At 59.4% G+C, this 25,913-nt stretch carries 28 protein-coding genes and 1 pseudogene; 13 read left to right on the top strand and 16 right to left on the bottom strand.

Annotation, left to right across the window (positions count from 1 at the left end):
• The 12 genes and pseudogenes from QD336_RS05245 to flgB all read right to left on the bottom strand — a co-directional run.
• A partial coding sequence (locus QD336_RS05245; protein ID WP_499169673.1) for a flagellin N-terminal helical domain-containing protein occupies positions 1–672 on the bottom strand: 672 nt, incomplete at its 3' end.
• A gap of 402 nt (positions 673–1,074) precedes the next feature.
• Positions 1,075–2,265: a flagellin N-terminal helical domain-containing protein gene (locus QD336_RS05240; protein ID WP_499169671.1), complete on the bottom strand. Its 1,191-nt coding sequence runs from the start codon at positions 2,263–2,265 to the stop codon at positions 1,075–1,077.
• Positions 2,266–2,639: 374 nt separating this feature from the next.
• Positions 2,640–3,377 (bottom strand): flagellar type III secretion system pore protein FliP, encoded by a 738-nt coding sequence (fliP, locus tag QD336_RS05235; protein ID WP_004439940.1) that lies wholly within the window; start codon positions 3,375–3,377, stop codon positions 2,640–2,642.
• Positions 3,374–3,874, bottom strand: a complete 501-nt coding sequence (locus QD336_RS05230) for a flagellar basal body-associated FliL family protein (RefSeq protein WP_269341965.1) — start codon at positions 3,872–3,874, stop codon at positions 3,374–3,376. Before QD336_RS05230 ends, fliP begins: the two co-directional genes overlap by 4 nt.
• Positions 3,875–3,902: 28 nt before the next feature.
• Positions 3,903–4,622, bottom strand: a complete 720-nt coding sequence (gene flgH, locus QD336_RS05225; RefSeq protein ID WP_269341967.1) for a flagellar basal body L-ring protein FlgH — start codon at positions 4,620–4,622, stop codon at positions 3,903–3,905.
• On the bottom strand, positions 4,619–5,155 hold the full coding sequence (locus tag QD336_RS05220; RefSeq protein WP_269341969.1) for a MotE family protein: 537 nt from the start codon (positions 5,153–5,155) through the stop codon (positions 4,619–4,621). The genes flgH and QD336_RS05220 overlap by 4 nt, the downstream gene beginning before the upstream one ends.
• Positions 5,152–6,207: pseudogene (locus QD336_RS05215) on the bottom strand (flagellar basal body P-ring protein FlgI); the annotation flags it as partial. The pseudogene QD336_RS05215 and the gene QD336_RS05220, both read right to left, overlap by 4 nt.
• A 62-nt stretch (positions 6,208–6,269) precedes the next feature.
• Positions 6,270–6,758 carry a flagellar basal body P-ring formation chaperone FlgA gene (flgA, locus tag QD336_RS05210; protein ID WP_269341973.1) on the bottom strand — a complete coding sequence of 163 codons (489 nt, stop codon included), beginning with the start codon at positions 6,756–6,758 and terminating at the stop codon, positions 6,270–6,272.
• A 20-nt stretch (positions 6,759–6,778) separates the two neighbouring features.
• Positions 6,779–7,567, bottom strand: coding sequence for a flagellar basal-body rod protein FlgG (flgG, locus tag QD336_RS05205; RefSeq protein ID WP_269341974.1), 789 nt, complete (start codon positions 7,565–7,567; stop codon positions 6,779–6,781).
• A gap of 18 nt (positions 7,568–7,585) precedes the next feature.
• Entirely contained in the window at positions 7,586–7,921 is a 336-nt protein-coding gene (gene fliE / locus QD336_RS05200) for a flagellar hook-basal body complex protein FliE (RefSeq protein WP_269341976.1), read from the bottom strand.
• Positions 7,918–8,337 (bottom strand): flagellar basal body rod protein FlgC, encoded by a 420-nt coding sequence (gene flgC / locus QD336_RS05195; RefSeq protein ID WP_003503422.1) that lies wholly within the window; start codon positions 8,335–8,337, stop codon positions 7,918–7,920. Before flgC ends, fliE begins: the two co-directional genes overlap by 4 nt.
• Positions 8,338–8,340: 3 nt before the next feature.
• The gene (gene flgB, locus QD336_RS05190) at positions 8,341–8,733 is read right to left on the bottom strand and encodes a flagellar basal body rod protein FlgB (protein ID WP_269341978.1); all 393 of its coding nucleotides are present in this window, start codon (positions 8,731–8,733) and stop codon (positions 8,341–8,343) included.
• 297 nt (positions 8,734–9,030) lie between these two features.
• On the opposite strand from flgB, the gene QD336_RS05185 reads away from it, so the two are divergent.
• Positions 9,031–9,681 carry a LysE family translocator gene (locus QD336_RS05185; protein WP_269341979.1) on the top strand — a complete coding sequence of 217 codons (651 nt, stop codon included), beginning with the start codon at positions 9,031–9,033 and terminating at the stop codon, positions 9,679–9,681.
• A gap of 153 nt (positions 9,682–9,834) precedes the next feature.
• Here the strand turns inward: QD336_RS05185 and QD336_RS05180 are convergent, their stop codons facing one another.
• From QD336_RS05180 to QD336_RS05165, 4 genes are read right to left on the bottom strand one after another with little or no spacing between them, the layout of a single operon-like run.
• Positions 9,835–10,359, bottom strand: coding sequence for a hypothetical protein (locus tag QD336_RS05180; protein ID WP_269342426.1), 525 nt, complete (start codon positions 10,357–10,359; stop codon positions 9,835–9,837).
• Between the two features lie 41 nt (positions 10,360–10,400).
• On the bottom strand, positions 10,401–11,807 hold the full coding sequence (gene fliI / locus QD336_RS05175; RefSeq protein ID WP_269341981.1) for a flagellar protein export ATPase FliI: 1,407 nt from the start codon (positions 11,805–11,807) through the stop codon (positions 10,401–10,403).
• An 11-nt stretch (positions 11,808–11,818) separates the two neighbouring features.
• Positions 11,819–12,553 carry a flagellar basal-body rod protein FlgF gene (flgF, locus tag QD336_RS05170; RefSeq protein ID WP_269341983.1) on the bottom strand — a complete coding sequence of 245 codons (735 nt, stop codon included), beginning with the start codon at positions 12,551–12,553 and terminating at the stop codon, positions 11,819–11,821.
• Between the two features lies 1 nt (position 12,554).
• Positions 12,555–13,334, bottom strand: coding sequence for a DUF1217 domain-containing protein (locus QD336_RS05165; RefSeq protein WP_269341985.1), 780 nt, complete (start codon positions 13,332–13,334; stop codon positions 12,555–12,557).
• A 185-nt stretch (positions 13,335–13,519) separates the two neighbouring features.
• On the opposite strand from QD336_RS05165, the gene motA reads away from it, so the two are divergent.
• The 12 genes from motA to QD336_RS05105 all read left to right on the top strand — a co-directional run bounded on the left by motA (position 13,520) and on the right by QD336_RS05105 (position 25,701).
• Complete coding sequence (motA, locus tag QD336_RS05160; protein ID WP_004439982.1) at positions 13,520–14,392, top strand: flagellar motor stator protein MotA; 873 nt, start codon at positions 13,520–13,522, stop codon at positions 14,390–14,392.
• On the top strand, positions 14,389–15,348 hold the full coding sequence (locus QD336_RS05155) for a FliM/FliN family flagellar motor switch protein (protein ID WP_499169666.1): 960 nt from the start codon (positions 14,389–14,391) through the stop codon (positions 15,346–15,348). Before motA ends, QD336_RS05155 begins: the two co-directional genes overlap by 4 nt.
• Before the next feature lie 64 nt (positions 15,349–15,412).
• The gene (fliN, locus tag QD336_RS05150; RefSeq protein ID WP_269341990.1) at positions 15,413–15,952 is read left to right on the top strand and encodes a flagellar motor switch protein FliN; all 540 of its coding nucleotides are present in this window, start codon (positions 15,413–15,415) and stop codon (positions 15,950–15,952) included.
• Between the two features lie 27 nt (positions 15,953–15,979).
• A complete protein-coding gene (fliG, locus tag QD336_RS05145) occupies positions 15,980–17,023 on the top strand; it encodes a flagellar motor switch protein FliG (RefSeq protein WP_269341992.1) in 1,044 nt (347 codons plus the stop codon).
• Between the two features lie 122 nt (positions 17,024–17,145).
• On the top strand, positions 17,146–18,228 hold the full coding sequence (gene flhB, locus QD336_RS05140) for a flagellar biosynthesis protein FlhB (RefSeq protein WP_499169664.1): 1,083 nt from the start codon (positions 17,146–17,148) through the stop codon (positions 18,226–18,228).
• A 5-nt stretch (positions 18,229–18,233) separates the two neighbouring features.
• A complete protein-coding gene (locus tag QD336_RS05135; RefSeq protein WP_269341995.1) occupies positions 18,234–18,671 on the top strand; it encodes a BspJ family T4SS effector nucleomodulin in 438 nt (145 codons plus the stop codon).
• A gap of 306 nt (positions 18,672–18,977) precedes the next feature.
• Complete coding sequence (locus QD336_RS05130; protein ID WP_499169663.1) at positions 18,978–20,270, top strand: flagellin N-terminal helical domain-containing protein; 1,293 nt, start codon at positions 18,978–18,980, stop codon at positions 20,268–20,270.
• 336 nt (positions 20,271–20,606) lie between these two features.
• Positions 20,607–21,257, top strand: a complete 651-nt coding sequence (locus QD336_RS05125; RefSeq protein ID WP_499169661.1) for a hypothetical protein — start codon at positions 20,607–20,609, stop codon at positions 21,255–21,257.
• Positions 21,254–22,555 (top strand): MotB family protein, encoded by a 1,302-nt coding sequence (locus tag QD336_RS05120; RefSeq protein ID WP_269342000.1) that lies wholly within the window; start codon positions 21,254–21,256, stop codon positions 22,553–22,555. The genes QD336_RS05125 and QD336_RS05120 overlap by 4 nt, the downstream gene beginning before the upstream one ends.
• A complete protein-coding gene (gene motC, locus QD336_RS05115) occupies positions 22,552–23,832 on the top strand; it encodes a chemotaxis protein MotC (protein WP_499169660.1) in 1,281 nt (426 codons plus the stop codon). Before QD336_RS05120 ends, motC begins: the two co-directional genes overlap by 4 nt.
• The gene (locus QD336_RS05110; protein ID WP_499169658.1) at positions 23,829–25,187 is read left to right on the top strand and encodes a flagellar hook-length control protein FliK; all 1,359 of its coding nucleotides are present in this window, start codon (positions 23,829–23,831) and stop codon (positions 25,185–25,187) included. The genes motC and QD336_RS05110 overlap by 4 nt, the downstream gene beginning before the upstream one ends.
• Positions 25,135–25,701 carry a lytic transglycosylase domain-containing protein gene (locus QD336_RS05105; protein ID WP_269342006.1) on the top strand — a complete coding sequence of 189 codons (567 nt, stop codon included), beginning with the start codon at positions 25,135–25,137 and terminating at the stop codon, positions 25,699–25,701. The genes QD336_RS05110 and QD336_RS05105 overlap by 53 nt, the downstream gene beginning before the upstream one ends.
• Positions 25,702–25,913: the final 212 nt, after the last annotated feature.

The following is a 25,913-nucleotide window of genomic DNA, read 5'->3' as shown; positions in this document are numbered from 1 at the left end:
GAAAGTGTTGGCCAGCGTGGTCGTTGCGGTGCGGAAAGTACCGTCGCTCCATTTTGCGACGTCGGCGCGCAGCGCGTCGGCATCGAGAATGCCCTGCTTGTTGCCGCTGACATCGACGAGAACGTTCGAGCCGTCCAGAGCGATATCGATGGACTGAACCTTGACGTTGCCGTCAGAGCTGCGGGTGAAGGAACCAACGATCTGCTTGTTGATGGTAACGCCGGTTGCGAGGTCGCCGGCCGTTGCTGCGGCTTTGCCGATAACGCCCTTGAGCCAGTTTTCACCGGAGAAGGAAGCCGAGTCGGTGATGGACTTCAGCTGGTCCTGAAGCTGCGTGATTTCTTCCTGGATCTTGGCGCGGTCTACGCCTGCTTCGCGCGAAGCAACCAGCTTGTTCTTGATTTCCTTGACGACGTCGATCGAGGATTCGAGGCCGGCATAAGCGGTGTCAACCTTTGCGGCGCCGAGGCCGAGAGCGTCCTGAACTGCGGAAAGAGCGCCGTTGTCGGAACGCATGGTGGTCGCAATCGACCAGTAAGCGGCGTTGTCGGAAGCCTCGCCGACGCGGAGGCCGGAGGAAACGCGGTCCTGAGTGGCTTCCATGTTCTGGCCGATGGAACGCAGCGTCTGGAGAGCAGACATAGCCGCGATGTTGGTAAGAATGCTAGTCATGATAGATGTGCCCCTTGAATGGCTGATTAAAGAAGGGACATTCCGGTCTCACCGGGAACGGCGCACAGCGTCATGCCTGCTAACCGGCTGATTTTTAAATGGTTAGCTCACCGTTCGATGGCCTTAACTAATCCCGCTTTGGTTAATGAAGCCCTAAGCTGAGGGTAAAAATGCACATCTCTTGATTTAATTTTTCAACCATCGCGCGTGCGCGCGCATACAGCAAAGACCTTAAAAAACAGATAAGGCCGCATCCTTTCTCAAAGATGCGGCCTTTTGTCTGTATGGTCGGCTCAGCCTCCAACCATTTGTTTCCCATCGTACCAGATGTCCGGTCAGCCCCCGTGCACCTGGTCTCGATATTGGATCCCCCAGCCCCGAAGGGCTATGAGACGTCGTCTCTTAACGGAAGAGCGACAGGATGTTCTGCGAGTCGCTGTTTGCGATGGAGAGCGACTGGATCGCCAGCTGCTGCTGCGTCTGCAGAGCCTTCAGCTTGGTGGATTCTTCGTTCATGTCGGCGTCGACGAGACGGCCGATACCGCTTTCGAGCGAGTCGGACAGCTTGGAAACGAAGTTCTGCTGCATGTCCAGTCGCGAAGATACGGCACCCAGCTTTGCGGCAGCGCTTGTTGCTGCTTCGAGCTGGCCATCAACATGCGAGATCAGCTGGTCGAGAACGTCTTCGCTGGTTGCTGTCGCACCCAGGCCGAAGGCGGTCTTCATGGTGTCGATCTTGGTGATGTCCAGATTGACAACCGAGGTGCCAGAAGCATAGACGGCTGCGGTCGTCGTCAGTGCGGCAGGAACAGCAGCGTCAAGCGTTGCGCCAGTGGCGTCGGTTGTCTGCAGCCACTTGTTTTCGCCGACCTGCTTGTAGAAGTCCGTGCCGTCGCTCCAGACGCCGTTTGCGCCTTCCGMGAAAGTGTTGGCCAGCGTGGTCGTTGCGGTGCGGAAAGTACCGTCGCTCCATTTTGCGACGTCGGCGCGCAGYGCGTCGGCATCGAGAATGCCCTGCTTGTTGCCGCTAACATCGACGAGAACGTTCGAGCCGTCCAGAGTGACGTCGATGGACTGAACCTTGACGTTGCCCTCGGAGCTGCGGGTGAAGGAACCAACGATCTGCTTGTCGATGGAAACGCCGGTTGCGAGGTCGCCGGCCGTTGCCGCGGCTTTGCCGATAACGCCCTTGAGCCAGTTTTCACCGGAGAAGGAAGCCGAGTCGGTGATGGACTTCAGCTGGTCCTGGAGCTGCGTGATTTCTTCCTGGATCTTGGACTTGTCAGCCGTCGATTCCTGGGCGGTGATGAGCTTGTTCTTGATTTCCTTGATGACGTTGATCGAGGATTCAAGACCGGAAGAGGCGGTGTCGACCTTTGCGGCGCCGAGGCCCATAGCGTCCTGTACCGAAGACAGAGCAGCATTGTCCGAACGCATGGTGGTTGCAATCGACCAGTAAGCGGCGTTGTCGGAAGCAGTGCTTACACGCTGGCCGGTCGAAATACGGCTCTGCGTATCTTCCATGCTGGAAGAGATCGAACGCAGCGTCTGAAGAGCGGACATTGCGTTAATGTTGGTGAGAATGCTTGCCATAATAAATGTGTCCCTTGTTTTTACGAGATACTGGAGTGGGGACATTCCGGACTTGGTATTACCGGACACAACGTTTCGGCTTCATGCCACTCGGTTCAGAATTATCACGTTCTGGAAACCAAATACGCTGCGTGTGAATTGCAGTTTCCCAGCGAAAAATTGCGCAATTCTTAATTTCAGTGTTTGGTTTTGTGATGAATTACTTATGGTTACTTGGATGTTTCTGAAAATAGTTACTTAAAAGCTGATAAATATAGTTATCCACATGCTAGCAAAACTGGTAACCAGAGCGTTAAAACGCGAAAACCCCACGGCCTTGGGCGCGCGGGGTTAAAAAACGGGGTTAACGAGTGTCAGTCCGGCACAAATGCCCGTCAGTTGAACGATCTGACGAGGCTGCCGACAAGCAGGTTCCAGCCGTCGATCAGCACAAAAAACAGGATTTTGAACGGCAGTGAAATCGAGGTGGGCGGCAGCATCATCATGCCCATGGCCATGGTGATGGTGGCGACGATGAGGTCGATGACCAGGAACGGCAGGATGATGAGGAAACCGATCTCGAAACCGCGCCGGATTTCCGAGAGCATGAAGGCGGGAACCAGCACGCGGTAGTCGACGACATTGTCGGTCATCACTTCCTGGCCGCGCTCGCGGGCGATGTCGACGAACAGCTTCAGATCCTTGTCACGCGTATTGGCGTTCATGAAGGTGCGGAAGGGTTCGGCGATGCGCTGCACGGCCTGCTGTTCGTTGATCTGGTTCTGCAGCAGCGGCTGCACGCCATCGGTCCAGGCTTTGTCGAAGGTGGGCGACATGACGTAGAAGGTCATGAACATCGCCATCGACAAAAGGATCATGTTCGACGGCGTCGAGGCCAGTCCCATGCCGGATCTGAGGATCGAAAAGGCGATCACGAAGCGCGGAAAGCTCGTGACCATGATCAGAATGCCCGGTGCGACCGAGAGGACCGTCAGCAGGCCGAAGGTGCGGATGATCCACGCCGCAACGGAGCCGTCTATCTGCGTGTTGAACAGATCGGACGGAAATTGCTGGGCGTTGGCAAGGCCCGGCAAGGCGAGGAGGACGGCGATGGTTACAAGAAATCGAATCATTCGATGACAAAGGTCCGGAACATGACCTTGGATACGCGCCCTTGAGAGCGCAGGTCAACTCGTTCCTGAATGTCATCCTTAAGATATTGAAAGCCGCGCGGCCCTTCCAGCTGCTGAAGAGAAACGGTGCGCACATAGGCCATGATGTCCTGGTGGATTTCCTCTGCCAGACTGACCTCGACCGGCCCCTTGAACATCAGCGCCACTTCGAGCCGCACCCAGTTCGTCGAGGGATAGGCGAGGTTGGTGGTGATGGGGTCGAGCTGGACGATGCCGTTCGCCTCGGCCTGGATTTTCTCGATGCCTTCGCCCTTCTGTTCGCCATGGCCGCCGGCGGCAGCCGTGGCATGCGCCTCGGCGCCGGCGATCCTGGGGGCGATCATGCCGCCCACCAGCCAGCCGCCACCCACGCCGAGCAGGGTGAGGATCGCGACCCCCGCAATGGTCATCACCAGCGGGGAGGATTTTTTCTTGACCTCGGTCTGTTCGTTTTCCATGGCTCAGCCCCGCTTTCGCATATCGGCGTCAGAGCGGCGAGAACAGGTCGACGACCTGCTGGCCGACCGGCGGCTGCTGCACTTCCGTCAGACGTCCGCGACCGCCATAGGAGATGCGCGCTTCGGCGATGCGCTCGTAGGAGATCATGTTCTGGGCATCGACATCCTGCGGCCGGACGATACCGCCGACGTTGAGGATGCGGATTTCGTGGTTCACGCGCACTTCCTGCGAACCGCTGATGATCAGGTTGCCGTTTTCGAGAATGCCGGTCACCACGGCGGCCACCAGCAGCGTCAGCTTTTCGGAGCGCTTGGTCTTGCCCTTGGCCTGGGTGTCGGTGTCGGAGCCGTATTTGATGCTGGAATCCGCATCCGGCGTCCAGCCGAAGATCTGTGCCTTGGCCTTCCAGTTCAGGCCGCTGGCATTGGTGCGGTTACGCTCTGTCTCGTTGTCGAAATCGGCCTTGTCGTTGATCTGGATATTAACGGTCAGGATGTCGCCGATGTTCAGCGCACGCAGATCCTTGAACAGCGCGCCCTGGCTGTCGCTCCACAGCGAATAGCCGCTGGCCATGTGTTTCGGCTGCTTGGGATACATGCCCATCTGAGGGGTCTGGCTGAATTGCAGGCCGCTGCCGATCGGGCTCATCGCGGGCGCGTTGCCGATTTCCTTCAGGGTCTGGTTGTTCTGGCAGCCGGCGAGCAGGGCAAGCGGCAGGAGGAGGGCCGGAAGACGACGCGTGCTCATGAAGGATCCTTCGAAGTGTTTTTATCGGTTGCCTGAGACATGATGCCGGCGACGGTTGCCGCTTTCTGTGCATCCATCTCGCTAAGAATGAGGCCCGATTGGCGCGGTGGCAGCTGCATGATGATGGCGGCGGCGATTTCCACATGCATCTTTTCGAGCTGGGGTGCTGCGGCATCCGCCTTCATCGTTTTGTAGATGTCGACGAGATTGCTTTTCGCCTGGTTGAGGAAGTGCTCGCGGCGCGCCAGCCAGTCCTCATATTCCGCCTTGCGGTCTTCCAGCACGGCAATACGCTCGTTGACATCGGCCTGAAGCTTTTCAAGCTCCTGCTTCTGCATCAGGTAACGCTGGTCGCGCGCGGCATCGGCGATGTTGGTGCAGAATTTCTGGATTTCGTCCTGCGTGCTGAGTTCCGAAACCACGTTCTGCTGGCTTTCCGCGCCGGCAGCCGGCAGCAGGAAAAGCAGCGAGGCAACGGCGGCGAAGCGAACGAGGCCATTCGAGAGCGGATTTTTGATCTGAGGTTCCATCATTGCAGCACGAGCTCCGCCTGAAGGGCACCGGCGGATTTGATGCCTTGCAGAATGGCGATGATGCCGTCCGCCTTGAGCCCGATGCTGTTGAGACCGGCAACCAGCGTGCGAAGGTCTGGCCCTTCGACGATGGCGACCTTGCCGCCTTCCTGCAATGCCATGATATCCGTCTGCGGCTGCACCGCCGTCTGGCCGCGCGAGAAGGGCTCGGGCTGGATCACCTGGGGCGATTCCGTTACCTGCACGGTCAGCGTTCCGTAGCTGACGGCGACGCGGGAGATGCGTACGTCCGCGCCGATGACGATCGTGCCGGTGCGCTCGTTGATCACGACCTTGGCGGGCGTATCCGTTTCCACCGTCAGGTTCTCTATCTCCGCCATCAACCGGGTGAGGTCCGCGACACGGGGTTTCTGCACCGCGATTTCCTGCGAATCGCGCGGTTCGGCGATCGGGTCGCCATAACGGGCGCGGGCAAAGGCGTTGACGACATCGGCAACGCGCACGGCGGTCGAAAAATCCGGGTTGCGCAGCTGAAGGACCAGATTGACCGAATCCTTGAACTTGGACGGCAGCTCCCGCTCGATGATCGCGCCGTTGGGCACGCGGGCGGATGTGGTCACGCCCTGCGTCAGCGTTGCGGCATCGCCCTGGGCCGAAAAGCCGTTGACGATGAGGGCGCCCTGCGCAACCGCATAAATCTGCCCGTCCGCGCCGGAAAGCGAGGTCATGATGAGGTTGCCGCCGCGCAGTGACGAAGCGTCGCCCAGCGAGCTGACCGTCACGTCGACACGGCTGCCGGGGCTGGCAAATGGCGGCAGGTTGGCCGTCACCATCACGGCCGCGATATTCTTGGCGTTGGACTGGCCGCCCTGCGTGGTGATGCCGAGGTTCTGCAGCATGGCGCGCATGGATTGCTCGGTAAACGGCGAGGAGCGCAGGCTGTCGCCCGTGCCCTGAAGGCCGACGACGAGACCGTAACCGATCAGCTGGTTGTCACGCCCCGCCTGCAGCGACGCGATATCCTTGATACGGGATGTATCGGCATGGGCTGCCGGGACGGAAAGGAAGGGCTGGGCCGAAAACAGGATGGCCGCGGCTATGATACGAAGCACTCTCATTTCGCCATCACCTGAATGGTTCCATCCTTCATGACCGTGCCGTTGACGATGACGCCGGAATCGATGTTGCGCACCCGCACGATTTCGCCGAGCGAGCCATCGGTCATCGGCGTTCCCGAAGCCATCAGCGTCATGTTGCCGATGGTGAAGACAAGTTTGACGCTGGTACCGCGCACCACCAGCGATGGTTCACGCAAGGCGGCAACGGGAATGGTGCGGCCGGGAAGCAGGGTCTGCTTGGAGATCATGCCTTCCACTTCGCTGATATCGCTCGCATAACCCGCGGAAATATTGGGATTGGTCACCTCCACCGGCTTCACCTGTTCGGGCGTGATGGTCTCGCCCGGATAGATGGTGCGCACGGGAACGAGCGCCATTGGCGCCTGAGCCAGAGCGGGCGCGAAGGCGCCCAGTGAAAAGGCAGACGCAAGGCACATACGGACAAGCGCCGTTCTGCTGCTGCTATTGTTCCGGCCAAACCTCATGTTCGCCTGCCTTTCCGTTCTTACTTCAGGTTCTTGCTGACAATCGACGCCATTTCGTCAGCGGTGGTGATGACCTTGGAATTCATCTCATAGGCGCGCTGCGCCGTGATCAGGTCGGTGATTTCCTTGACGGCGTCGACGTTCGAGCCTTCAAGGTAGGACTGCTTGATGTAGCCGTAGCTCGGATCGTCCGGCACGCCGATCACCGCATCGCCGGATGCCGGCGTCTGGGCGAAGAGGTTGTCGCCAAGCGGCTTCAGACCCGCCTCGTTGGCGAAGTTGGCGATGGTGAGCTGACCGAGTTCGGTGAATTCGGCGGCATTGCCGATACGGGCCGTTACCTGGCCGGTGCGGGTGACGGTGATGTCCTGCGCGTCGGTCGGGATATTGATGTTCGGAATGACGTTGTAACCGTCGATCGTCACCAGATTGCCGTCGGCATTCTTGTTGAAGGAGCCGGCGCGGCTGTAGAGCGTCGAACCGTCGGCCGCCTCGATCTGGAACCAGCCCTGTCCGATGATCGCGACATCGAGCTTGTTGCCGGTCTCGATCAGGTTGCCCTGGGTGTGGATGTTGCGCACGGCCGACGTCTGCACGCCGAGGCCGATATTGGCGCCTTCCGGCACGATGGCCTGGTTGGCGCGGTTCGGCACACCCTGCATGCGCTCGGTCTGGTAAAGAAGATCGGTGAACTCCGCACGCGCGCGCTTGTAGCCGGTGGTGTTGATATTGGCGATGTTGTTGGCGATGACTTCCAGATTGGTCTGCTGGGCGTCCATACCGGTGGCAGCGATGGCAAGAGCTCTCATGTCAATATTCCTGCTGGGCTAGATCTGCATCTTGGTAATGTCGAGATAGGCCGACACGATCTTGTCGCGCAGCGCGATGGCGGTCTGCAGCGATTGCTCGGCCGAAAGCACGGCATCGACCACTTCACGCGTGTTCGCCTTGCCCTGAATGCCTTCAAAGGAGGCGACTTCCGCCTTCTTCAGGTTGTTCATCGCATCGATCGATACGTTGCCGAGAACGCTTGCGAAGCTTGCACCCGTCTGCTGGGCGGGCGTTGTCTGCTGGCTGCCGAAAACGCTTTCCGTCAGCGAGGAGATGCCGCTTGCGCCGCGCGTGAGCGAAAGGGAGCTGAGTTGTTTGATGCCGTCGATCATTGCGAAGCCTTCAGAAGGTCGATGGTGGAGGCGACGAGGTCGCGTGTCTGGCGGATGACCTGAAGATTGGCATCGTAGCTGCGATTGGCTTCGCGCATATCGGCCATTTCGATCAGGATGTTGACGTTCGGCATCTTCACCATGCCGTTGCTATCGGCGGCCGGATTGCCGGGGTCGTATTCGTTGACGAAGTCGCCGCGGTCGACACCGAGCTTCTTCACCGTCACGCGCTCGACACCGCTGACGCGGTCGAGTTCGGAACCGAAGGTGACTGTCTTGCGGCGATAGGGGTCGGCGCCGGGGGTGTCGCCGGTCGATCTGGCGTTGGCGATGTTTTCGGAGACGATGCGCAGGCGCGTGGACTGCACTTCCAGGCCGCTGCCGGCGATCTTGCTCGCCGCACTCAAGGGATCCATGGCTTACCTCTTAACCGTCATCAGCATCATGCGATGGAAGGATTTGACGAGATTGGCGTTCAGGTCATATTGCCGCTTGATCTCGCCGGTCTTGGTCATTTCTTCCGCAAGCGCGACCGAATTGCCCGATTCCTGCATGCCGATCTCGTTGTTGACCGGGTTGTCGCGCACCGCGATATTGTCGCTGAGCGTGCTCTCGCCGAAGTGGGCAGGGTTGGTCCTTGCCATGCCCATCTGCTGGCTGGTGGCCTGCATGACCGCTTCGAAAGGGCTTACATCCTTGGCGTGGAACTTGGGTGTGTTGGCGTTGGCGATGTTGGTCGCCACGACTTCCTGCCTCACGCTCAGCCATTCCGCTTGGCGGGATGCCAGATCGAACAGTTGAATCGGTTGCATAGACTTCTCCATCTCGTATGGCCCGAACCTACGGGGCTAATCTTGCGTCAGACTTGCGGGGAGGGCGGAAGGCGCAGGCCAGGAGCCGGAGGCGGGACGGAAGAGGGACAAAGAAGGGTCTGCCGGAGAAAAAAGGTCACACCTTCGCCTTGAATGATTGCATGCAAGATCCTGCTGTCACGCCGGACCGGGTGTCATCCCACAAGTGCCGGCCAGTGGCTTTTGGAAGCGGTTTCCATCCGTCTTGAACGCAGCCAGATATTAGCGCTACAGTGGTGGAAACGGAGGGAGACAATCATGGATCTGGTAATTCCCAGTGTGGCCAATCTCGGCCTGTTCGTCAGCGCCACGCTGGTGCTGCTTCTCGTGCCCGGCCCAGCAGTCCTTTATATTTTCGCGCGTTCGGTCGAGCAGGGCCGCTCCGCCGGCCTCGTTTCGATCCTTGGCATCCATACGGCGACACTTGTTCATGTCGTCGCTGCCGCCGTTGGACTGTCGGCGCTTCTCGCCTCGTCCGCGCTCGCCTTCAGCGTGGTGAAATATGCCGGCGCGGCCTATCTGATCTGGCTTGGTCTCAAGAAGCTTTTTGGCCCGTCGGACATTCCCGATGTCGAGGGCGGTTTGCCGACGCGCAGCCGCATGCGCATCTTTCGCGAGGGCTTCATCGTCAACCTCCTCAATCCGAAGACAGCGCTGTTCTTTCTGGCCTTCCTGCCGCAGTTCGTCGAGGTTGACCGGGGCCATGTGGCGATGCAGATCGCTTTCCTCGGGATTCTCTACACGGTGATCGGCATTTTGACGGATGGAACCTATGCGCTTGTGGCCGGCACCGCCGGCAGCTGGCTGAAGCGCAGCCCCGTTTATCTGAAAGCCGAACGCTGGGTCAGCGGTTTCGTCTATATCGGCCTTGGTGTGACGGCGGCTTTTGCCGGAAACCAGAGGAAATAGCCCAGGCGAAGTAGCCGCAAGTAGCATCCCCGACGGCTGTCAATGCAATATCGTCGCAAAGGGGCTCTTTGCGACGATCATCGAGAGTTTTGCTGTGGGGTGTTTCTCGTCGCCGAGATGGGCGGCGCGGCCTTGCGCTCGAGGGCGGCTGGACTATTTTTCAGGACGATAGGTTTTCCCGGAGGATGTCTCGATCAGCCATTCGCCGTTGCGCTGCTCGATCTTTGTCAGCAAGGCATTGTCCGGCAGGGTCGAGCCGACCCTGACCATATACATGCCCGAACCGTCTTCGATCAGGGCACGGCCGTTGGAGACATGCAGCAGGCGGAAGGAGGTCTGGCCGGGGAAGGGCTGGTCCTCGATCCCGGCCGCCAGATCGTTCTGTTTTTCCTTGCCGCCTGCGCTGACGGTCGCCGTCGTCAGCATGTCGGGCAGCTCCGCCGGCGGCGGGGTGTCTTCCTTGTTGCGGTTGGTCATGGCCATGGGCGAAACGCTGAAGACTTCGCGCGGCCCGGTATGGGGCAGATCACGGGTGCGGTCGCCGCCCGCTACCCTTATTCCGAATTTTTCTTCATTGAAGAACACGTACCAGGGGAAAAAGGCTGCGGCGGCCGCAAGCCCTATGCCTGTCCATGTCAGAATACGGTCCGGCGTGAAGAAAACAGGCTGTGGCTGCACGTCGTCGACGCCGCTATTGTCGTTCCGTTGCTTTTTCACGGTCAGCCTCTCATTCTCGGGTTTACCTGCGGCTGGTTGTTCTGTGCACCGCCGCGCAGCGCGGTTGCGAGGTCCGCATAGGCGTCCTGTGCCGCCGGTTCGTCCGGAAGCTGTTTCAGCGTTTCGTAGATGATCGGGACCTGCTTCACCGCCATGTCGAGGTCGGGATCGGTGCCGGGCCGGTAGCCGCCGATGAGGCGCAGATCCCGCGTTTCCTCGAAGCGGTGCACCAGCGCCTTGAGGCGCGAGACCAGCTTTTCCTGATCCGGCGTCCAGGCCTTCTTGGCGAGACGCGAGATAGAGGCGAGCGGATTGATCGGCGGGTAGCGGCCTTCTTCGGCAAGGCTGCGATCCAGCACGATATGGCCGTCGAGAATACCACGGGTCGAATCGGCAATCGGATCGTTGTGATTGTCGCCATCCACGAGAATGGAGACGATGGCGGTGATGGTGCCGGTGCCTTCGGCGCCCGGTCCCGCCCGCTCCAGCAGGCGCGGCAGTTCGGTGAAGACCGAGGCCGGATAACCGCGGGCCACCGGCGGTTCACCCGAAGCGACCGCCACTTCGCGGATCGCATGGGCAAATCGCGTCACGCTGTCGATGATGAGAAGGACATTGTCGCCCTGATCGCGGAAATGTTCGGCGATGGTGACGGCGGAAAGCGGCGCCATCTTGCGCAGCATCGGGCTCTCATCACTCGTCGCGACGACGGCGATGGACTTGCTCATATTCTCGCCCATCGTGTCTTCGATGAATTCGCGCACTTCGCGGCCGCGTTCGCCGACAAGCGCAATCACGACCTTGTCGAAGGCGTCGGCCTTGGCAAGCATCGACAGCAGCGTGGATTTGCCCACGCCGGAACCGGCGAAAATGCCGAGACGCTGGCCGAGGCAAAGCGGCGAGAAGATATCGATCGCCCGCACACCGGTCTTGAAGGGCGTTTCCACCCGCTTGCGCGTCATCGAAGGCGGCGCATTGTTGGAAATAGAACGGCGCTCGGTGCCGGAGGCGAGCGGACCCTGGCCGTCGATCGGTTCGCCGAGCGCATTGATGGTGCGCCCGCACCAGCTATCGTCGGGCGCGACACGGAAGGCGCCCTTGCGGATGACGGTGTCGTGAATGCCGATCGGTTCGCCGGGTTCGATGGGGCAGACGTAACAGATATCCGGTTCCACGCGCACGACTTCGCCGAGATGAATGCCGGTCGCGCTGCGATGGGCGACGAATTCACCGAGCCGCACATGCCGCGACAGGCCGGACACGGTGTAGTGCCCAGCCGCAATGGTGCGGACGTGCCCGCCATGCGCCACCGAGAATTCCGGATCGGCATAATGTCCGGCAAGGCTGGCGAGCTGGGCGAGTTTCGGTGAAATGGCCTCAGCCGAGAGCGTGGGGTCCGGCATTGTCATCACTCAGTTCCTTAACGCGCGCCGCCAAGCGTCTTGATGCCTTCGCCGAAGGTCGATTCGGTGTCGCGCATCAGCGAAGAAATGCTTTCGAAGGCACGGTTGACCTGAATGAGCTGCGTCATCTGGGAGATGCCGTTGACGTTCGACTGCTCGAGGTAACCCTGAACGACACCGACCTCGTGATTGTTGACCACCGGAACCGGCTGGGCCACGGGCTTCACGCCGCTATTGGGATGACGCAGGAAGCCCTGCGAAAAATCCGCCTGGAAGATGCCGAGCGTGGCGACGATGTTTTCGTTCTGCCTGATGGCGCCGTCGAGGCCGACGGTGATCGGGCCGCCATTCGGATTGAGCTGGATCGGGCCGCCGCCGGCATCGAGGACGGGATAACCGCTGGACGAGATCAGCGCGCCGTCCGGACGCATGGTGAAACGGCCGTCGCGGGTCAAAATCTGGCCGTCGGGCGTATCCAGCGAGAACCAGGCATCGCCCTTGATGGCGAAATCGAAGGAATTGCCGGTCTGCTCGAAGGCGCCCTGGCGGGTGGAGAGATAGTCGTTGCCCTGCGAAACGAAAGCCACCTTGGCATTCATGTCATTGTGGTTCTTGGCGACCATTTCATCGAATTTCACTTCGGAGCCGCGGAAGCCGACCGTGTTCACATTCGCCATATTGTCGGAAATGGTGGTGAGACGGCGCTCCAGCGCGATCTGCGAAGACAGGGCGACGTATAGTCCGGATTGCATATCATTTGCCTCCGAGTTTCAGGGAGTTGATGGAAATCAGCAGGTCCGGGGAAATGCCGTAGCCGCTGGAGGAGCCGAAAACGGCGAGAGGGTCATAGGTCGTCGAGGGGTTCTGCATTTCCCACATGATGGTGAAACGCTCGAGCAGCTTGCCGACCTTTTCAGGATCCTTCAGATCCTTGATATCGATGGTTTTTTCGATGAGTGCGGCCTGTTTTTCGACGTCTGCCGCGGCAAATTCGTCGGGCAGGTTGTAGGCCGTACGGAACACCTGTGCGAGCGCATCGTCAGCAAGAAAATCGAGCCCGGACTTGATCGTCGACGCCTTGCGCTCGAAATAAAGGGCGAGGCGGACGCCGTTATTGTCGTCGCCCGCTTCCTGCTCCAGCGTCTGGCGGGTGTATTTGGTAATGATGCCCGATTGGGCCGCGTCGACCGAAGTCGCCGCCGCACCCAGATCCGCGAAATTCAGCGATTTGGCGAAATCCGCATAACGGCTGTCGGAGAGCTTGTTGGCGAAGGCGTCCTTGTTGGTCGTGCCTTCCGTCAGCACCTTGCGGATGAAGGCTTTGGCATAGGCCATGTCCTCGAGCCCATGGGCTTTCAGCGCGTAATTATAAAGACGCGTATCGGCCATGAAGTCGTCGATGGATTTCACCTCGCCGATCTTCGCGCGGTAATATTCGGTTTCGCGCGCCACGTCGGGCTGCTGCGACACCCGCTCGAGCGACTTGCCGATATCCTGACTGATCAGTCTGTAGCTGGTATAGGTGGAAGTCACTGAACCGCCGCTCTCGTTTGATCCCGATCTCAAGGCGCACGTCCGCCTTTGCCGGCATAGTGACGCGGCTTGCTTGTGCGAAACTGGTTGCTGGAAGCGCTTGAAAGGGGTCTTGCGGACAGGTTCACGCAAGCCACATTTTCTAGACATGGCGGCATGGAACACTGTTCGGGCGTGGTCGATCAATGAATATTGTAATTGGACTTATAATCACCTTCGGCTGCATCATCGGCGGCTATATGGCGATGGGCGGTCATCTGGACGTGCTGATTCAGCCGTTCGAATTGATGATCATCGGCGGCGCCGGTCTCGGCGGCTTCATCATGGCGAACCCGATGAAGGTCGTGAAGGACTCGGGCAAGGCGCTCGGCGAGGCCTTCAAGCATTCGGTGCCGAAGGAACGCAACTATCTCGACGTGCTCGGCGTGCTTTATTCGCTGATGCGCGACCTGCGCACGAAGTCGCGCAACGAGATCGAGGCCCACATCGACAATCCGGAAGAATCCTCGATCTTCCAGAGCGCACCCTCGGTCCTGAAGAACAAGGAACTGACCTCGTTCATCTGCGATTATGTCCGCCTCATCATCATCGGCAATGCCCGCAGCCACGAAATCGAGGCGCTGATGGATGAGGAAATCGAGACCATCCTTCATGACAAGCTGAAGCCTTACCATGCGATCACCACCATGGGCGATTCCTTCCCCGCCATCGGTATCGTTGCGGCAGTTCTCGGCGTCATCAAGGCCATGGGCAAGATCAACGAATCACCGGAAGTGCTGGGCGGCCTGATCGGCGCCGCACTCGTCGGCACCATGCTCGGCATCATCCTGTCCTATTCGATCTGCAACCCGCTCGCGTCGCAGGTCAAGATCGTCCGCACCAAGCAGCACCGCCTCTACATCATCGTCAAGCAGACGCTGATCGCCTACATGAACGGCTCGGTGCCGCAGGTCGCGCTTGAATATGGCCGCAAGACCATCTCCAACTACGAACGTCCGTCCATCGACGCCGTCGAGCAGGAAATGATGAATCCCGGCGGCGAAAACAAGGCGGCATGACCATGGCAAAAGCTGCAGCGCAAAAAGCCCCCGTCATCGATACCGCCCTGCTGGCAAAGCTCACGGGAGGGCTTTCCGACCGCAGGACGATCGCCAGGATCGGTTCCGATATCGGTCATCTCTACAGCGAATTCCTGCCGGATATTTTCCACAGCGAAACCGGCATCGCGATCGACGTCGAATATGTCGGCTCCGAATCGGGGCTGATGACCGATCTCATCGCCAATGCCGGGCAGAATGTCTCGGTTGCCGATTGTTCGCTGCGCAACTGGTGCCCCAATTTCATGATGACGGTCGGCAACGGCTTCGTTATCGCGCTCATGGAGCGCATGCTGGGCGCATCGCCGGATACCATCGGCGAGCCGGATGAGCGCAGCCTCTCCCATATCGAGCTCGATCTCGCGGCCATGGTTCTCGGCCGCATCGCGGGTGTGCTGCGCTCGGGCGTCAACGCGCCGGGCGGCTTCGAGGCGACGATAGAGCCGCCATTCAATGCCAACGGAAAAAGCGCCTTCGACGAGATGATCGCCGGCCTTTACGGCGTGACCATCCGCATGAAGATCGATATCGGCAAGGTCTCCTCGGAATTTTCGCTCATCGTGCCGCAGCGGCCTCTGCTCAAGACCTCCATCGTCGCCCCCAAGGCTTCAGCCCAGGCGCTGAAGAAGCAGGAGGAATGGATGGATATGATCTCGCAGCAGGTGAAGAGATCGCAGGTCACGCTTGAGGCGCGCATCAAGCTCGAAACGCTGACGCTGCGGACGATTTCCAGGCTGGTGGCCGGCGATGTCATTCCGTTCCAGGATCTGAAGCAGGACGATATCGGCGTTGAGGTCAGCGCCAACGGCTCCAAGCTCTATAATTGCGAATTCGGCAAGTCCGGCGACCGCTACATGGTTCGGGTGAAGAACAATGTCAGCACCGACGACGAGATTTTACGACATTTGATGGGTTAAAATCCTGCCCGCCTTTTGAGGGGCTGGGCAGGCTGACGCAAGTTTCAAAGGGAATAATCAGCGCATGGCTACGAAGAAAACACCTGTGACCGATGATGTGGCGTTGCCGTCGTTCGAAGACGGCGCCGACCTCGACCAGGCTATCGGCGATCTGCGTGGCGTCCTCAAGACGGATGCGGAAGGTTCGCTGTCCGATTTTGGCGACTTCGGCGATTTCGGAAGCACGGACGAGGTTTCGACAGACAACGACCTTTCCGCCTTCGGTGGCGGAGCGGCCGATTTTGCGATGGACGATTTTGCCGCCGCCCCGCAGGTTGCGGGCGTGAAGGCGCCGCTTGGCAGCGGTCTGTCGGAGAATATGGAAATGATCATGGACATCCCGATCGATGTCCAGATCGTTCTTGGCACCAGCCGCATGCTGGTTTCGGGGCTGATGAGCCTCGAAGAAGGCGCGACGATCGCGCTCGACCGCAAGATCGGCGAGCCGGTGGAGATCATGGTGAATGGCCGCCGTATTGCGCGCGGTGAAATAACGGTTCTGGAAGACGACGATACGCGCTTCGGCGTAAAATTGATTGAAGTACTGAGTACGCGAAAAGCCTGATCCCTGTGGGGACGGAGAGGAAAGACCATGATGGACTTCGAGGATTTCGGTAACCCCCTTGCGGGCAAGCCGTTGTCTCAGGCCGACAAGGCGGCCGCGGTGCTGCTTGCCATGGGCAAGGGCGTCGCCGGCAAGCTGCTGAAGTTTTTCACGCAGCACGAATTGCAGATGATCATTTCCTCGGCCCAGACGCTGCGTGTCATTCCTCCGGATGAACTCGCGCAGATCGTGGCGGAATTCGAAGACCTGTTCACCGAGGGAACGGGTCTGATGGACAATGCCAAGGCTATCGAAAGCATTCTCGAAGAAGGCCTGACCCCTGAAGAGGTCGACAGCCTGCTCGGCCGCCGCGCCGCCTTCCAGGCCTATGAAGCGTCGATCTGGGACCGTCTGCAGGAAGCCGAGCCGGAATTCGTCGGCAAGTTCCTGCTGCGCGAGCATCCGCAGACCATCGCCTATATCCTCTCCATGCTGCCTTCCTCCTTTGGCGCCAAGGTGCTCCTGACCATTCCGGAAGAACAGCGCGCCGATATCATGAACCGCACGGTGAACATGAAGGAAGTCAGCCCGACAGCCGCGCAGATCATCGAGAAGCGCGTCGTCAACCTCATCAACGAGATCGAAGCCGAGCGCAATGCCGGCGGTTCCACAAAGGTTGCCGATCTGATGAACGAACTGGACAAACCGCAGGTCGACACGTTGCTCAGCTCGCTCGAAACGCTCAGCAAGGAAGCCGCCAACAAGGTCAAGCCGAAGATCTTCCTCTTCGACGACCTCATGTTCATGCCGCAGCGCAGCCGCGTCCTGTTGCTCAACGACGTTTCGGCGGATGTTCTGACCATGGCGCTGCGCGGTGCCACGGCGGAAATCAAGGAATGTGTGCTCTCCAGCATCAGCCCGCGCCAGCGCCGCATGATCGAATCGGACCTTGCGGTGCCGCAGGCCTCGATCAACACCCGCGAAGTGGCGATTGCCCGCCGCGCGGTGGCGCAGGAAGCGATCCGGCTCGCCAATTCCGGCCAGATCCAGCTGAAGGAAGCCGCCGCAGACGAACAGTCGGCCGCCGCTTAAGCGGAAGCCGGTTGATAACCCGCCCCCAAGGCGGAGCCGGCCATTGCGATGGCCGGCCACGGACGCTAGTTTCGGGATGACGGCCTGCCGGGAGCGGCGGGCTTTTTTTTCGGGAACGTGCCTTGGCAGACGATCAGGACAAGGACAGTAAAACAGAAGCCCCGACGGAGAAAAAACTCCGTGATGCGGCGGAAAAGGGCAATCTTCCCTTTTCTCGTGAAGTGCCGATCTTTGCGTCCTCGCTCGCCTTTTATTGTTACCTGGTCTTCTTTCTGCCCGATGGCGCCGGTCGCATCGGCGAAACGCTGAAGGATCTGTTCGGCCAGCCCGAACAATGGGACCTCAGCACCCGGCCGGATGCCCTGTCGCTGCTTTATTTTCTCGGCACCTCCATGGCCTATCTGCTCATGCCGGCCATGATCATGTTCATCGTTTTCGGGCTTGCGTCGTCGTTTCTCCAGAACCTGCCGTCGCCGGTGCTGGAGCGGGTGCGCCCGCAATGGTCGCGCGTCTCTCCGGCAAAGGGTTTCACGCGCATCTACAGTAAACAGGGTTTCGTGGAATTCGGAAAATCCCTGTTCAAGATCATGATCGTCTCGGTCATCATGTTTTTTGCCCTGCGAGGCGAATTCTACAGCCTCATCGATCTGATGTTCTCCGATCCGCAGGTCATTTTCGTCAAGGTCGTCGAAATCGTCAAAAAAATGATGGTGGTGATTCTGCTGTCGACCGCACTACTTGCCGCCGTCGACCTTTTGTGGACGCGCCATCACTGGTTCAGCCAGCTGAAAATGACGAAGCATGAGGTGAAGGAAGAATACAAGCAGTCCCAGGGTGACCCGGTGGTCAAATCCCGCCAGCGTTCGATCGCCCGTGATCGCGCCCGCCGCCGCATGATCAACAACGTGCCGCGTGCGACGCTGGTCATCGCCAACCCGACACACTTTGCGGTAGCGCTGCGTTATGTGCGTGAGGAGGGTGACGCGCCGGTCGTCGTCGCCAAGGGCCAGGACCTTATCGCATTGAAAATCCGCGAGATTGCGGAAGAGAACAATATCCCCGTTTTTGAGGACCCGCCGCTTGCACGCTCCATGTTTGCGCAAGTCTCGGTAGATAGTGTGATTCCACCAGTCTTTTACAAGGCTGTGGCTGAGCTCGTTCACCGGGTTTACGCCATGAAGTCATCGAAAATACGGGTTCAATAAAACCAATGAAAAAATCCGCCTATTCCGAACAGCGGGAGATGATCGTCGCAGAGGCGATCAACCCGATCGCCACCGAATTACGATTGCTGGATCCGGCCGACCTGATTTCACTGCTCAGGTTCGAGTGCTACGGCAGTATCGCCGATCTCGTTTCGTCGGCGGCGGAGCTTTATTACCACCCCGGTACGATCAATTTCGGCGCCGGTGGTGAATATAAGCTTGAATGGGAAGGTGCGCCGGAGATCGTCCTCGATCTCGAAATCAAGCCGAAGGGCGCCACGGTCTATGCGCGGCTGGTTCTTGCCAATGAACATGCGGCAATCGAGATCAATCACGTCTCGTTTCAGAACCCTTCGGAAAATCCGGACGAGAACACCGAATTTCTCCGCAGGAGCCTGATGGCGGCCCGATTCGTTCCGACCCGTCAGGGCGAAGCGGCCTAGCTGATCGCCCGCCATATTTTCTCTCATGTTCGTTACGTCCGCCGAAATCGCGGGCGTAACGATTTCGTGCCGGTGCGTTTTAACCCGAGCTTGCCTGAAGCCTGCCGATTTATACGAAAGCCAATCGTGCAGACGAGGAACGCCTTGCAAATCAGCCTCGTTGTTTGTTACCTATCGCATTAACGATTTGTTAACGAACGGCAGGTCGCGGTGGCCGGTTTAAGCCATTGCCGATGCGCATGATGCCCCTGCTCGTTTTCGGCGCAGCGCCGGATTTCTTCTTACATTTTGAATTGGGTGGAACCCATGACCAGTATTTTGACCAATGCGGCGGCAATGGCCGCGCTGCAAACTTTGCGCATGATCGACAAGAATCTGGAAACCACCCAGGCGCGTGTCTCGTCCGGTTATCGTGTTGAGACCGCAGAGGACAACGCGGCCTACTGGTCGATCTCGACGACAATGCGCTCAGACAATACTGCGCTCTCGGCCGTACAGGATGCGCTGGGTCTCGGTGCTGCCAAGGTCGATACGGCCTATGACGCGCTTGAAAGCACGATCGAGGTCGTCAAGCAGATCAAGGCGAAGCTGGTCGCGGCTTATGGAGTCGGGGCTGACCGTGGCAAGATTCAGGATGAAATCAAGCAGCTTCAGGAACAGCTGAAGAGCATTTCCGAATCGGCGTCGTTCTCGGGCGAAAACTGGCTGCAGGCCAGCATCAGCAATAATGGCACGCCGCCGGTAGACGAACCCATCACGAAAAAGATCGTCGCATCCTTCACCCGCACGGGCTCGGGCAATGTCGGGGTCACCACTGTTGATTATGTGCTCGACCGCAGCACCGTCCTTTTCGATCTCAGTGGCGGCAAGCTCGGAATTCTCGACAAAAACGCTGTTTTTGTCGGCAAGACGGAGCATGAGATCACGCAAATTTCGACGACCGCCGGCAAGGTAACGGAAGCGGGTCACGTCGTTGAGAAGCTGAGCGATGCGGAAATCGGCGCGCTGAATGCGGCGACGGCTGATACGAATCCTGATCCGACCGTCTACGGTAACGGGACGGATAATTATCTCCGCCTCGCGGAAAATGTATGGGTCAAGGTAACCTCGGTGGACCCGTCGCCCGCGGGAACGACTATTTCGCCCGCCTATCGCGATACGGGTGCCAACGACTGGTTCTACGATACCAGCGGCGGTCAGACTTCGGCCAGTCGCTCCCTCACCTTTTCCGTATCCACGCTCGATCTCGGCAATCTCGATGTTGTTGCCGCAGCGATGAGTGGTTTTGCCGGCAGCGGCACGACCTATACCGACGCCGATGCCATCGACGTGATGATGTCCTTCGTCGACAAGCAACTGGAGGCCATGACCAGCACGGCGTCCAGCCTCGGCTCGCTGCAGAGCCGTATCGATATGCAGGAAAATTTCGTCTCTAGCCTGATGGACGTGATCGACAAGGGTATCGGTCGTCTTGTCGATGCGGATATGAACGAGGAATCGACCAGGCTGAAAGCCTTGCAGACGCAGCAGCAGCTCGGCATCCAGGCGCTGTCCATCGCCAATGCCAATGCGGAAAACATCCTCCAGCTCTTCAAATAACGGGTTTCGATCGGCGTGGGCGCGCGGATGAATGGGGGCAGGCTTCCTGATCCCGCCCGCCTTCATCCTCGCACAAGTTTGAACACCTAACGTCGGGGCAAGATCGGGTGGATCGCATGGCGTGATCCGGCCGGGAAACGTGGAAGAGACGGGCAGGGTAGCAAGGATGATGGTGGTGCCGCCAAACGGCTTAGAGCATTTCCAGGAAAAGTGGACCCCGGTTTCCCGTTGGGAAATGCGGGGAGGTTTTCGCGATTCGAGGAAAAGCGAAAATGCTCCGGATCGCAGGCAAGGAAACATGTCTCGCCCCTTTGGTCTGTTTTGCCGGGGGCAGGCATGAGCGCGTCCATTGCACGATTTCTCAAGGATTTCGGTGAGGCCCAACCGGCTTCACCGGCCTTTGGCGACCCGTTGGCCGATGCCGATTTCGCGTCCGGTTTTGCCGATGTTGCTTCCGGCTTCGACGAATTTGCCCCCGTCGACGTGGAGAGCGAAAAACAGGCGGCCTATGCCCGTGGCCACGACGATGCGACGCGCGAGCTCACCGAAAAGATGCAGGCCGAGCGGGAAGAGCTGCTGGCTGCCCATGCGGCCGAGCTGGAGAACCTTCGTTCTGTCTATCTCGAGGAAACCGCCATTTTCCTGTCGCGTCGTTTGCGCGAGGGTATCGACGCAATCGCCACCAATCTCAGTGAGCAGACGGCCAATATCCTTGCACCGCTTCTGACGGAAAAACTGTCGTTGAAGGCGGTTTCGGCGCTGGCGGATGTGGTGCGTGCTTCCATGCCGGATGGCGAGGCGGTCACGCTTGTCGTGAAGGGTCCGAACAACCTGTTCGAGCAGTTGAAGACCCAGCCGGGCTTTGAAGAAGAGACGATGAAATTTACCGAGACCACCGATATCGATCTTTCCATCGAATTGGGTGAAAGCGTGTTCGTGACGCGCATGTCCGCCTGGGCATCCAGTCTTCGCAAGGTGATGAAATGAGTGAAGGCGAAAATCACCACCACGGCAAGAACGAGATCATCATCGTCAAACGCCACAAGGGCGGGCACGATGGCGCCCATGGCGGCGCGTGGAAGATCGCTTATGCCGACTTCATGACGGCGATGATGGCGTTCTTCCTCGTCATGTGGCTGGTCAATGCCGCCAATGAGGAGACCAAGGCCTCGGTCGCCAGCTATTTTAACCCGATCAAACTCTCCGACGAGAAACCCTCGTCCAAGGGTCTGGAAAAGCCGGTGGACAAGGAAGAGGGCGTCCAGAAGAAGGACCAGTCCAACATCCAGGCGGAGAAAGTGACCAAGGGCTCCGCCGCGGCGACGGGCGAGGACCTGACATCGCAGACCGGCGAACAGTCGAATTTCTCCGAGGCCGACTTTTTCGAAAATCCCTATTCCGTGCTGGCCGAAATCGCCCAGCAGGTCGGGCAGCAGGCCAATGTCAGCGCCAAGGGTGAGGGCGGCGCGGCCGATTCCGGTCCGGCGACGGGTGCAAGCGGCGGTGAAGCCTATCGTGATCCCTTCGATCCGGATTTCTGGACCCAGCAGGTGAAAATTACCCGCGCCGACCAGAAGCAGGTTCCGACGGAGCCCGCGCAATCTGCCGATGGCAAACAGCAGGATGTGGTGGCCAAGGAGGCCGACAAGAGCGCCGAGGCCGTTGCTCTCGTGCAGGCCGGCGCACCCGCCGACAAGGCGGAAGACGGCAAGCCGATGGAAATCGCGGCGGTGGTGCCGCAGCAGCGCCCGGATGCGAGCGAGCAGGCAGCCCTCACCAAGCCCAATCCGGATGAAGCAAGCAAAGCCAGCGATGCCGAATGGGAAAAGGCCGATACGCTGCGCGAAGAAATCGAGAAACAGATATCCGGCATCACCGGCAAGCTTTCCGAAGGGCTGGTGGTAACGCCGGCCGAAGGCGGATTGCTGCTGACCATTTCCGACCAAACGGAAACGCCAATGTTCAATATCGGATCGGCCGTTCCCCGGCGCGAAATGGTCCTGGCCATGGAAAAGATCGGCAAGCTGCTTCAGGAGCGCGGCGGCAGCGTGGTCATTCGCGGCCATACCGACGGCCGGCAGTTCAAGGGCGAGGCCAATGACAACTGGCGGCTCTCCATGGATCGCGCCCACAGCGCCTATTACATGCTGGTGCGCGGTGGCCTTTCGGAAGAACGGGTGAAACAGGTTTCGGGTTTCGCGGACCGCAGATTGCAGGTGCCGTCGGACCCTCTGGCGGATGCCAACCGCCGTATCGAAATCCTGCTTGAGGCTGATCGGGGGTGAGTGTGACGAAAACCTCGAAACGCTGGCTTCTTCTTGCGGCGACGCTTTGCGGTCTCGGTTCCGAGCCGAGCAAGGCGTTTTCGCAGTCGCAAGACAATCTCATGCCTTACGCCATGCTGCGCTCCCTGCAATTCGTGCAGGATTCTGTCGCCATGGGGGATCATTCCGCCTCCGAAATGCAGCGCTTTCTGCTGCAGACGATCGATGAGCGGCTGAAGAGCGCGCCTTCGGCGATCTTCAAGGACCCGCGCAATGTCGATGCGGCGCTGATCTATGCGATGAGCGGCGGCAACCCGGCCACGCTGGAATTGCTGGTGGCGCGTGATGTCGACGGCAATTTCGACAGCCGTGTCGCCGATATCCTGCGCAAATACCTCTCCGGCAAGGGAACGCTGGTGGCGCAGAGCATTGCGGCCATGGTGCCGGAATATCGCGGCACGCGGATTGGCGCCTATCTGGCGCTGATCGGCGGCAATGTGACGATCCCGCGCGATCCACTGGCGGCACTCACCTTTTACGACATCGCCCGGCTCGAAGCGCCCGGTACCATCGTGGAGGAGGCGGCGCTGCGCCGCTCTCTCGCCATTGCGGTGGAAGACGGTGACGCGACGCGGGGCGTCGAATATGCGCAGCGTTATGCGCGGCGGTTCCTGCATTCGCCCTATGCCAGCCAGTTCGCGGATCTTCTGGTTTCGCTGGTGGTCAAGCGCGCCGATTCCATCGGTGAGGAGGCGATACAGGAAACCTTCGCCATGATGGATACGGAGAGGCAGAAGGAAGCCTATCTGCGGCTTTCTCGTCTCGCGGCGATCAGCGGCAAGGATTCGCTGGCGCGCATGGCGGCGTTGAAGGCGAAGGCGCTCTCTCCGGCATTGCCGGGTGCGCCGGAAGTGCAGGCAAATCTCTATGAAAGCCTTTCCAACATCGGCACGCCCGATGTGGTGAGCGCGATCGAGACGATCGGGCAAATTCCCGAAGCGCAGCTGTCGGATCGGGACAGGGCCCTGCGCGATGCGGCGAGGGCGATTGCCGACCAGGTGGTGCGTCCCCCTTCCGTGGAACCCGGCGTCGGTGCCGAGGCCGCGGCGACAAAGGATCCCGGGGGCAAAGCGTCCGCAAAAGAGACGGCGACCGCTGCCGAGACAAAAAGCATATGGCGGGTTGAAACCCAAAAGGCTGACGACGAGGGCGATAACGTGCGGCAACTCGTGACGAGTGGCCGCAGCAAGCTCGATGAAATCGACAGCCTGTTGAAGAAAGGCGAGGGGGCACCATGATCGACGCAACCATCAACGCGATAATGAATGCGCCAGCACCCGATCCGCGCGCCGGCAGCGCCAATGTGCGGGACGACGCCAAGGGCGGCAGTTTCGGCGATGCGCTTTCCACGGTTCGGGACGAACGCCCGCCGCAGGCACCGCACGCACGGCATCAGCAGGAAGCGGGCCCGGATGAAGAGCAGCATGCGCAGTCGGATGGCGAGGCGGACAAGATGGATGTTCCGGTCAAGCGGCCCGCGACCTTTCTGAATGTGATCGTCAACGAGCACGCCGGAGAACGCGGCCACGAGACGGTGGCAGAGTTTCAGAACGCCGTGAAAACGGCGCGCACATCGCCTGGAGAGGGCAAGCCCGGCAAGAAGCTCAAGGACGATGCCGACAAGGACGCCGAGGTGACTGTCGATGCGATCGATCCGAAACTGGCGGAACTGCAACTGGTGACGGCCAACGCCGGCGATATCGCAACGGCGAAGACGCCTCTTGAGGAAATTGCACAGGCGATTGCCGGCAAGGCGGATACGGTGAAATCCGACAGGGCTGAACCTGTTCGTGGCAAGGCCGAGCATTCGATCAAGGACATGCCGACAGGCATCGCTGCTGCCGGGAACGAGGCGGGTTCGGCTTCGGAAAACGAGGGCGATGCTTCGGCATTCCGCTTCTCGTCTCCGCGTTCGGGTGCGTCCCGCGCTCTCGATATGAGCACGGTTCAGCGTGAAGGCCGCGTCGAGTTCGACGCGCGGGAAAGCACCGGAAAAGCGACCGATACGATCACGGTTCTCGATTCTCGGCGTTTCATCGGCCTTGCGCCTTCGACCAACGCTTCGGCCCTGACCGGGCTGATCGTCAACGATCCCGAATGGGTCAGCGCCATGCAGCCCGGTTCGTCGCTGTCCAATGCGGCGGCCCAGAGCAGCACGGGCAAGGTCGTGCATACGCTGAAGCTGCACATGACGCCGATCGAGCTCGGATCGGTGACGATGTCGCTGCGCCTTGCGGGGGACGAGCTCGCCGTTCACATGACGGTGGAGAGCGTGGCGGCCTATAAAAAGCTCCAGGACGACAGCAAAAGCATCCTTGAAGGTCTCAAGGCGCAGGGTCTGACAGTCGATAACATCACCATCAGCATCGCTTCTTCCGACAAGAGTGACCAAACGGGCACACAAGCCAACAATCAACAAAATCAGCAGGCGCAGCAGCAGGGCCAGCAGGCCGCCGCCGGGCGCAACCGTGACGAGTCCGGAGCACGAGGCGACCGCCAAGGCAACGGCGATAATTTGGGGGTGCATAATGAAGGCATGGATGGCGCTCCTGGCTCTGCCCGTTCTTCTGCTGACAATGGCGTCTACCTCTGAAAACGCGTCGGCTTCGGCAACATCCGGTGTCTGTGAAAGAGAGATCCAGTCGGCCGCCCGCAAATATGGCGTGCCGGAGGGAATTCTTTATTCCGTCGGCCTGACCGAGACGGGCCGCAAGGGGCGGCTCGACCCCAATGCCATGAATATCGAAGGAAAACCGGTATTTGCGTCCTCCACGGAGGAGGCCTTGGTGACTTTCGAGGCGGCGAAGCGCAACGGCGCCAAGCTGATCGACCTTGGATGCATGCAGATAAATCATTATTTCCACGGCGAAAACTTCACATCCGCGCGGGAAATGTTCGATCCGCGCCGCAATGTCGAATACGCCGCCATGTTCCTGCGCAATCTCCATAACAGGCATGAAACCTGGACGATGGCGGTGGCCCGTTATCATGCCGGCCCGAATAATGACCCGGCACAGAAGAAATATGTCTGCCGCGTCATCGCCAATCTCGTGGCGACGGGCTACGGGAAATGGACTCCCAACGCGAAAAATTTCTGCGACGGTTAGCAACCTGAAATTGCTTCTGAAGGCCTCGGGACTCGCAATTTGAAATGTGGCGAGAGAAAGCCCGAAAAAAGGCATTTCAAGCTGTTTTTTGCGATTTTCAAAATTCTTACACAAAAATTTTGTGCCATAAATGGTTAATAACCACTATATGTAGATCAAATCGGCACAAAATGGTTAATCAATTATTAATAACTATCGATGATTTCCTACAG

The sequence above is a fragment of the Rhizobium sp. BR 250 genome (assembly GCF_047445855.1).
Lineage (GTDB): Bacteria > Pseudomonadota > Alphaproteobacteria > Rhizobiales > Rhizobiaceae > Agrobacterium > Agrobacterium tumefaciens_I.
The sequence above is the reverse complement of the archived record's forward strand: the minus strand, read 5'-3'. Positions and strand labels throughout refer to the sequence as shown.

What these genes read in the sequence shown, in the direction of transcription:
- fliP (WP_004439940.1), bottom strand. Translation starts at nt 3,377, where the DNA reads ATGATTCGATTTCTTGTAACCATCGCCGTCCTCCTCGCCTTGCCGGGC.
- QD336_RS05230 (WP_269341965.1), bottom strand. Translation starts at nt 3,874, where the DNA reads ATGGAAAACGAACAGACCGAGGTCAAGAAAAAATCCTCCCCGCTGGTG.
- flgH (WP_269341967.1), bottom strand. Translation starts at nt 4,622, where the DNA reads ATGAGCACGCGTCGTCTTCCGGCCCTCCTCCTGCCGCTTGCCCTGCTC.
- QD336_RS05220 (WP_269341969.1), bottom strand. Translation starts at nt 5,155, where the DNA reads ATGATGGAACCTCAGATCAAAAATCCGCTCTCGAATGGCCTCGTTCGC.
- flgA (WP_269341973.1), bottom strand. Translation starts at nt 6,758, where the DNA reads ATGAGGTTTGGCCGGAACAATAGCAGCAGCAGAACGGCGCTTGTCCGT.
- flgG (WP_269341974.1), bottom strand. Translation starts at nt 7,567, where the DNA reads ATGAGAGCTCTTGCCATCGCTGCCACCGGTATGGACGCCCAGCAGACC.
- fliE (WP_269341976.1), bottom strand. Translation starts at nt 7,921, where the DNA reads ATGATCGACGGCATCAAACAACTCAGCTCCCTTTCGCTCACGCGCGGC.
- flgC (WP_003503422.1), bottom strand. Translation starts at nt 8,337, where the DNA reads ATGGATCCCTTGAGTGCGGCGAGCAAGATCGCCGGCAGCGGCCTGGAA.
- flgB (WP_269341978.1), bottom strand. Translation starts at nt 8,733, where the DNA reads ATGCAACCGATTCAACTGTTCGATCTGGCATCCCGCCAAGCGGAATGG.
- QD336_RS05185 (WP_269341979.1), top strand. Translation starts at nt 9,031, where the DNA reads ATGGATCTGGTAATTCCCAGTGTGGCCAATCTCGGCCTGTTCGTCAGC.
- fliI (WP_269341981.1), bottom strand. Translation starts at nt 11,807, where the DNA reads ATGACAATGCCGGACCCCACGCTCTCGGCTGAGGCCATTTCACCGAAA.
- flgF (WP_269341983.1), bottom strand. Translation starts at nt 12,553, where the DNA reads ATGCAATCCGGACTATACGTCGCCCTGTCTTCGCAGATCGCGCTGGAG.
- motA (WP_004439982.1), top strand. Translation starts at nt 13,520, where the DNA reads ATGAATATTGTAATTGGACTTATAATCACCTTCGGCTGCATCATCGGC.
- QD336_RS05155 (WP_499169666.1), top strand. Translation starts at nt 14,389, where the DNA reads ATGACCATGGCAAAAGCTGCAGCGCAAAAAGCCCCCGTCATCGATACC.
- fliN (WP_269341990.1), top strand. Translation starts at nt 15,413, where the DNA reads ATGGCTACGAAGAAAACACCTGTGACCGATGATGTGGCGTTGCCGTCG.
- fliG (WP_269341992.1), top strand. Translation starts at nt 15,980, where the DNA reads ATGATGGACTTCGAGGATTTCGGTAACCCCCTTGCGGGCAAGCCGTTG.
- QD336_RS05135 (WP_269341995.1), top strand. Translation starts at nt 18,234, where the DNA reads ATGAAAAAATCCGCCTATTCCGAACAGCGGGAGATGATCGTCGCAGAG.
- QD336_RS05130 (WP_499169663.1), top strand. Translation starts at nt 18,978, where the DNA reads ATGACCAGTATTTTGACCAATGCGGCGGCAATGGCCGCGCTGCAAACT.
- QD336_RS05125 (WP_499169661.1), top strand. Translation starts at nt 20,607, where the DNA reads ATGAGCGCGTCCATTGCACGATTTCTCAAGGATTTCGGTGAGGCCCAA.
- QD336_RS05120 (WP_269342000.1), top strand. Translation starts at nt 21,254, where the DNA reads ATGAGTGAAGGCGAAAATCACCACCACGGCAAGAACGAGATCATCATC.
- QD336_RS05110 (WP_499169658.1), top strand. Translation starts at nt 23,829, where the DNA reads ATGATCGACGCAACCATCAACGCGATAATGAATGCGCCAGCACCCGAT.
- QD336_RS05105 (WP_269342006.1), top strand. Translation starts at nt 25,135, where the DNA reads ATGGCGCTCCTGGCTCTGCCCGTTCTTCTGCTGACAATGGCGTCTACC.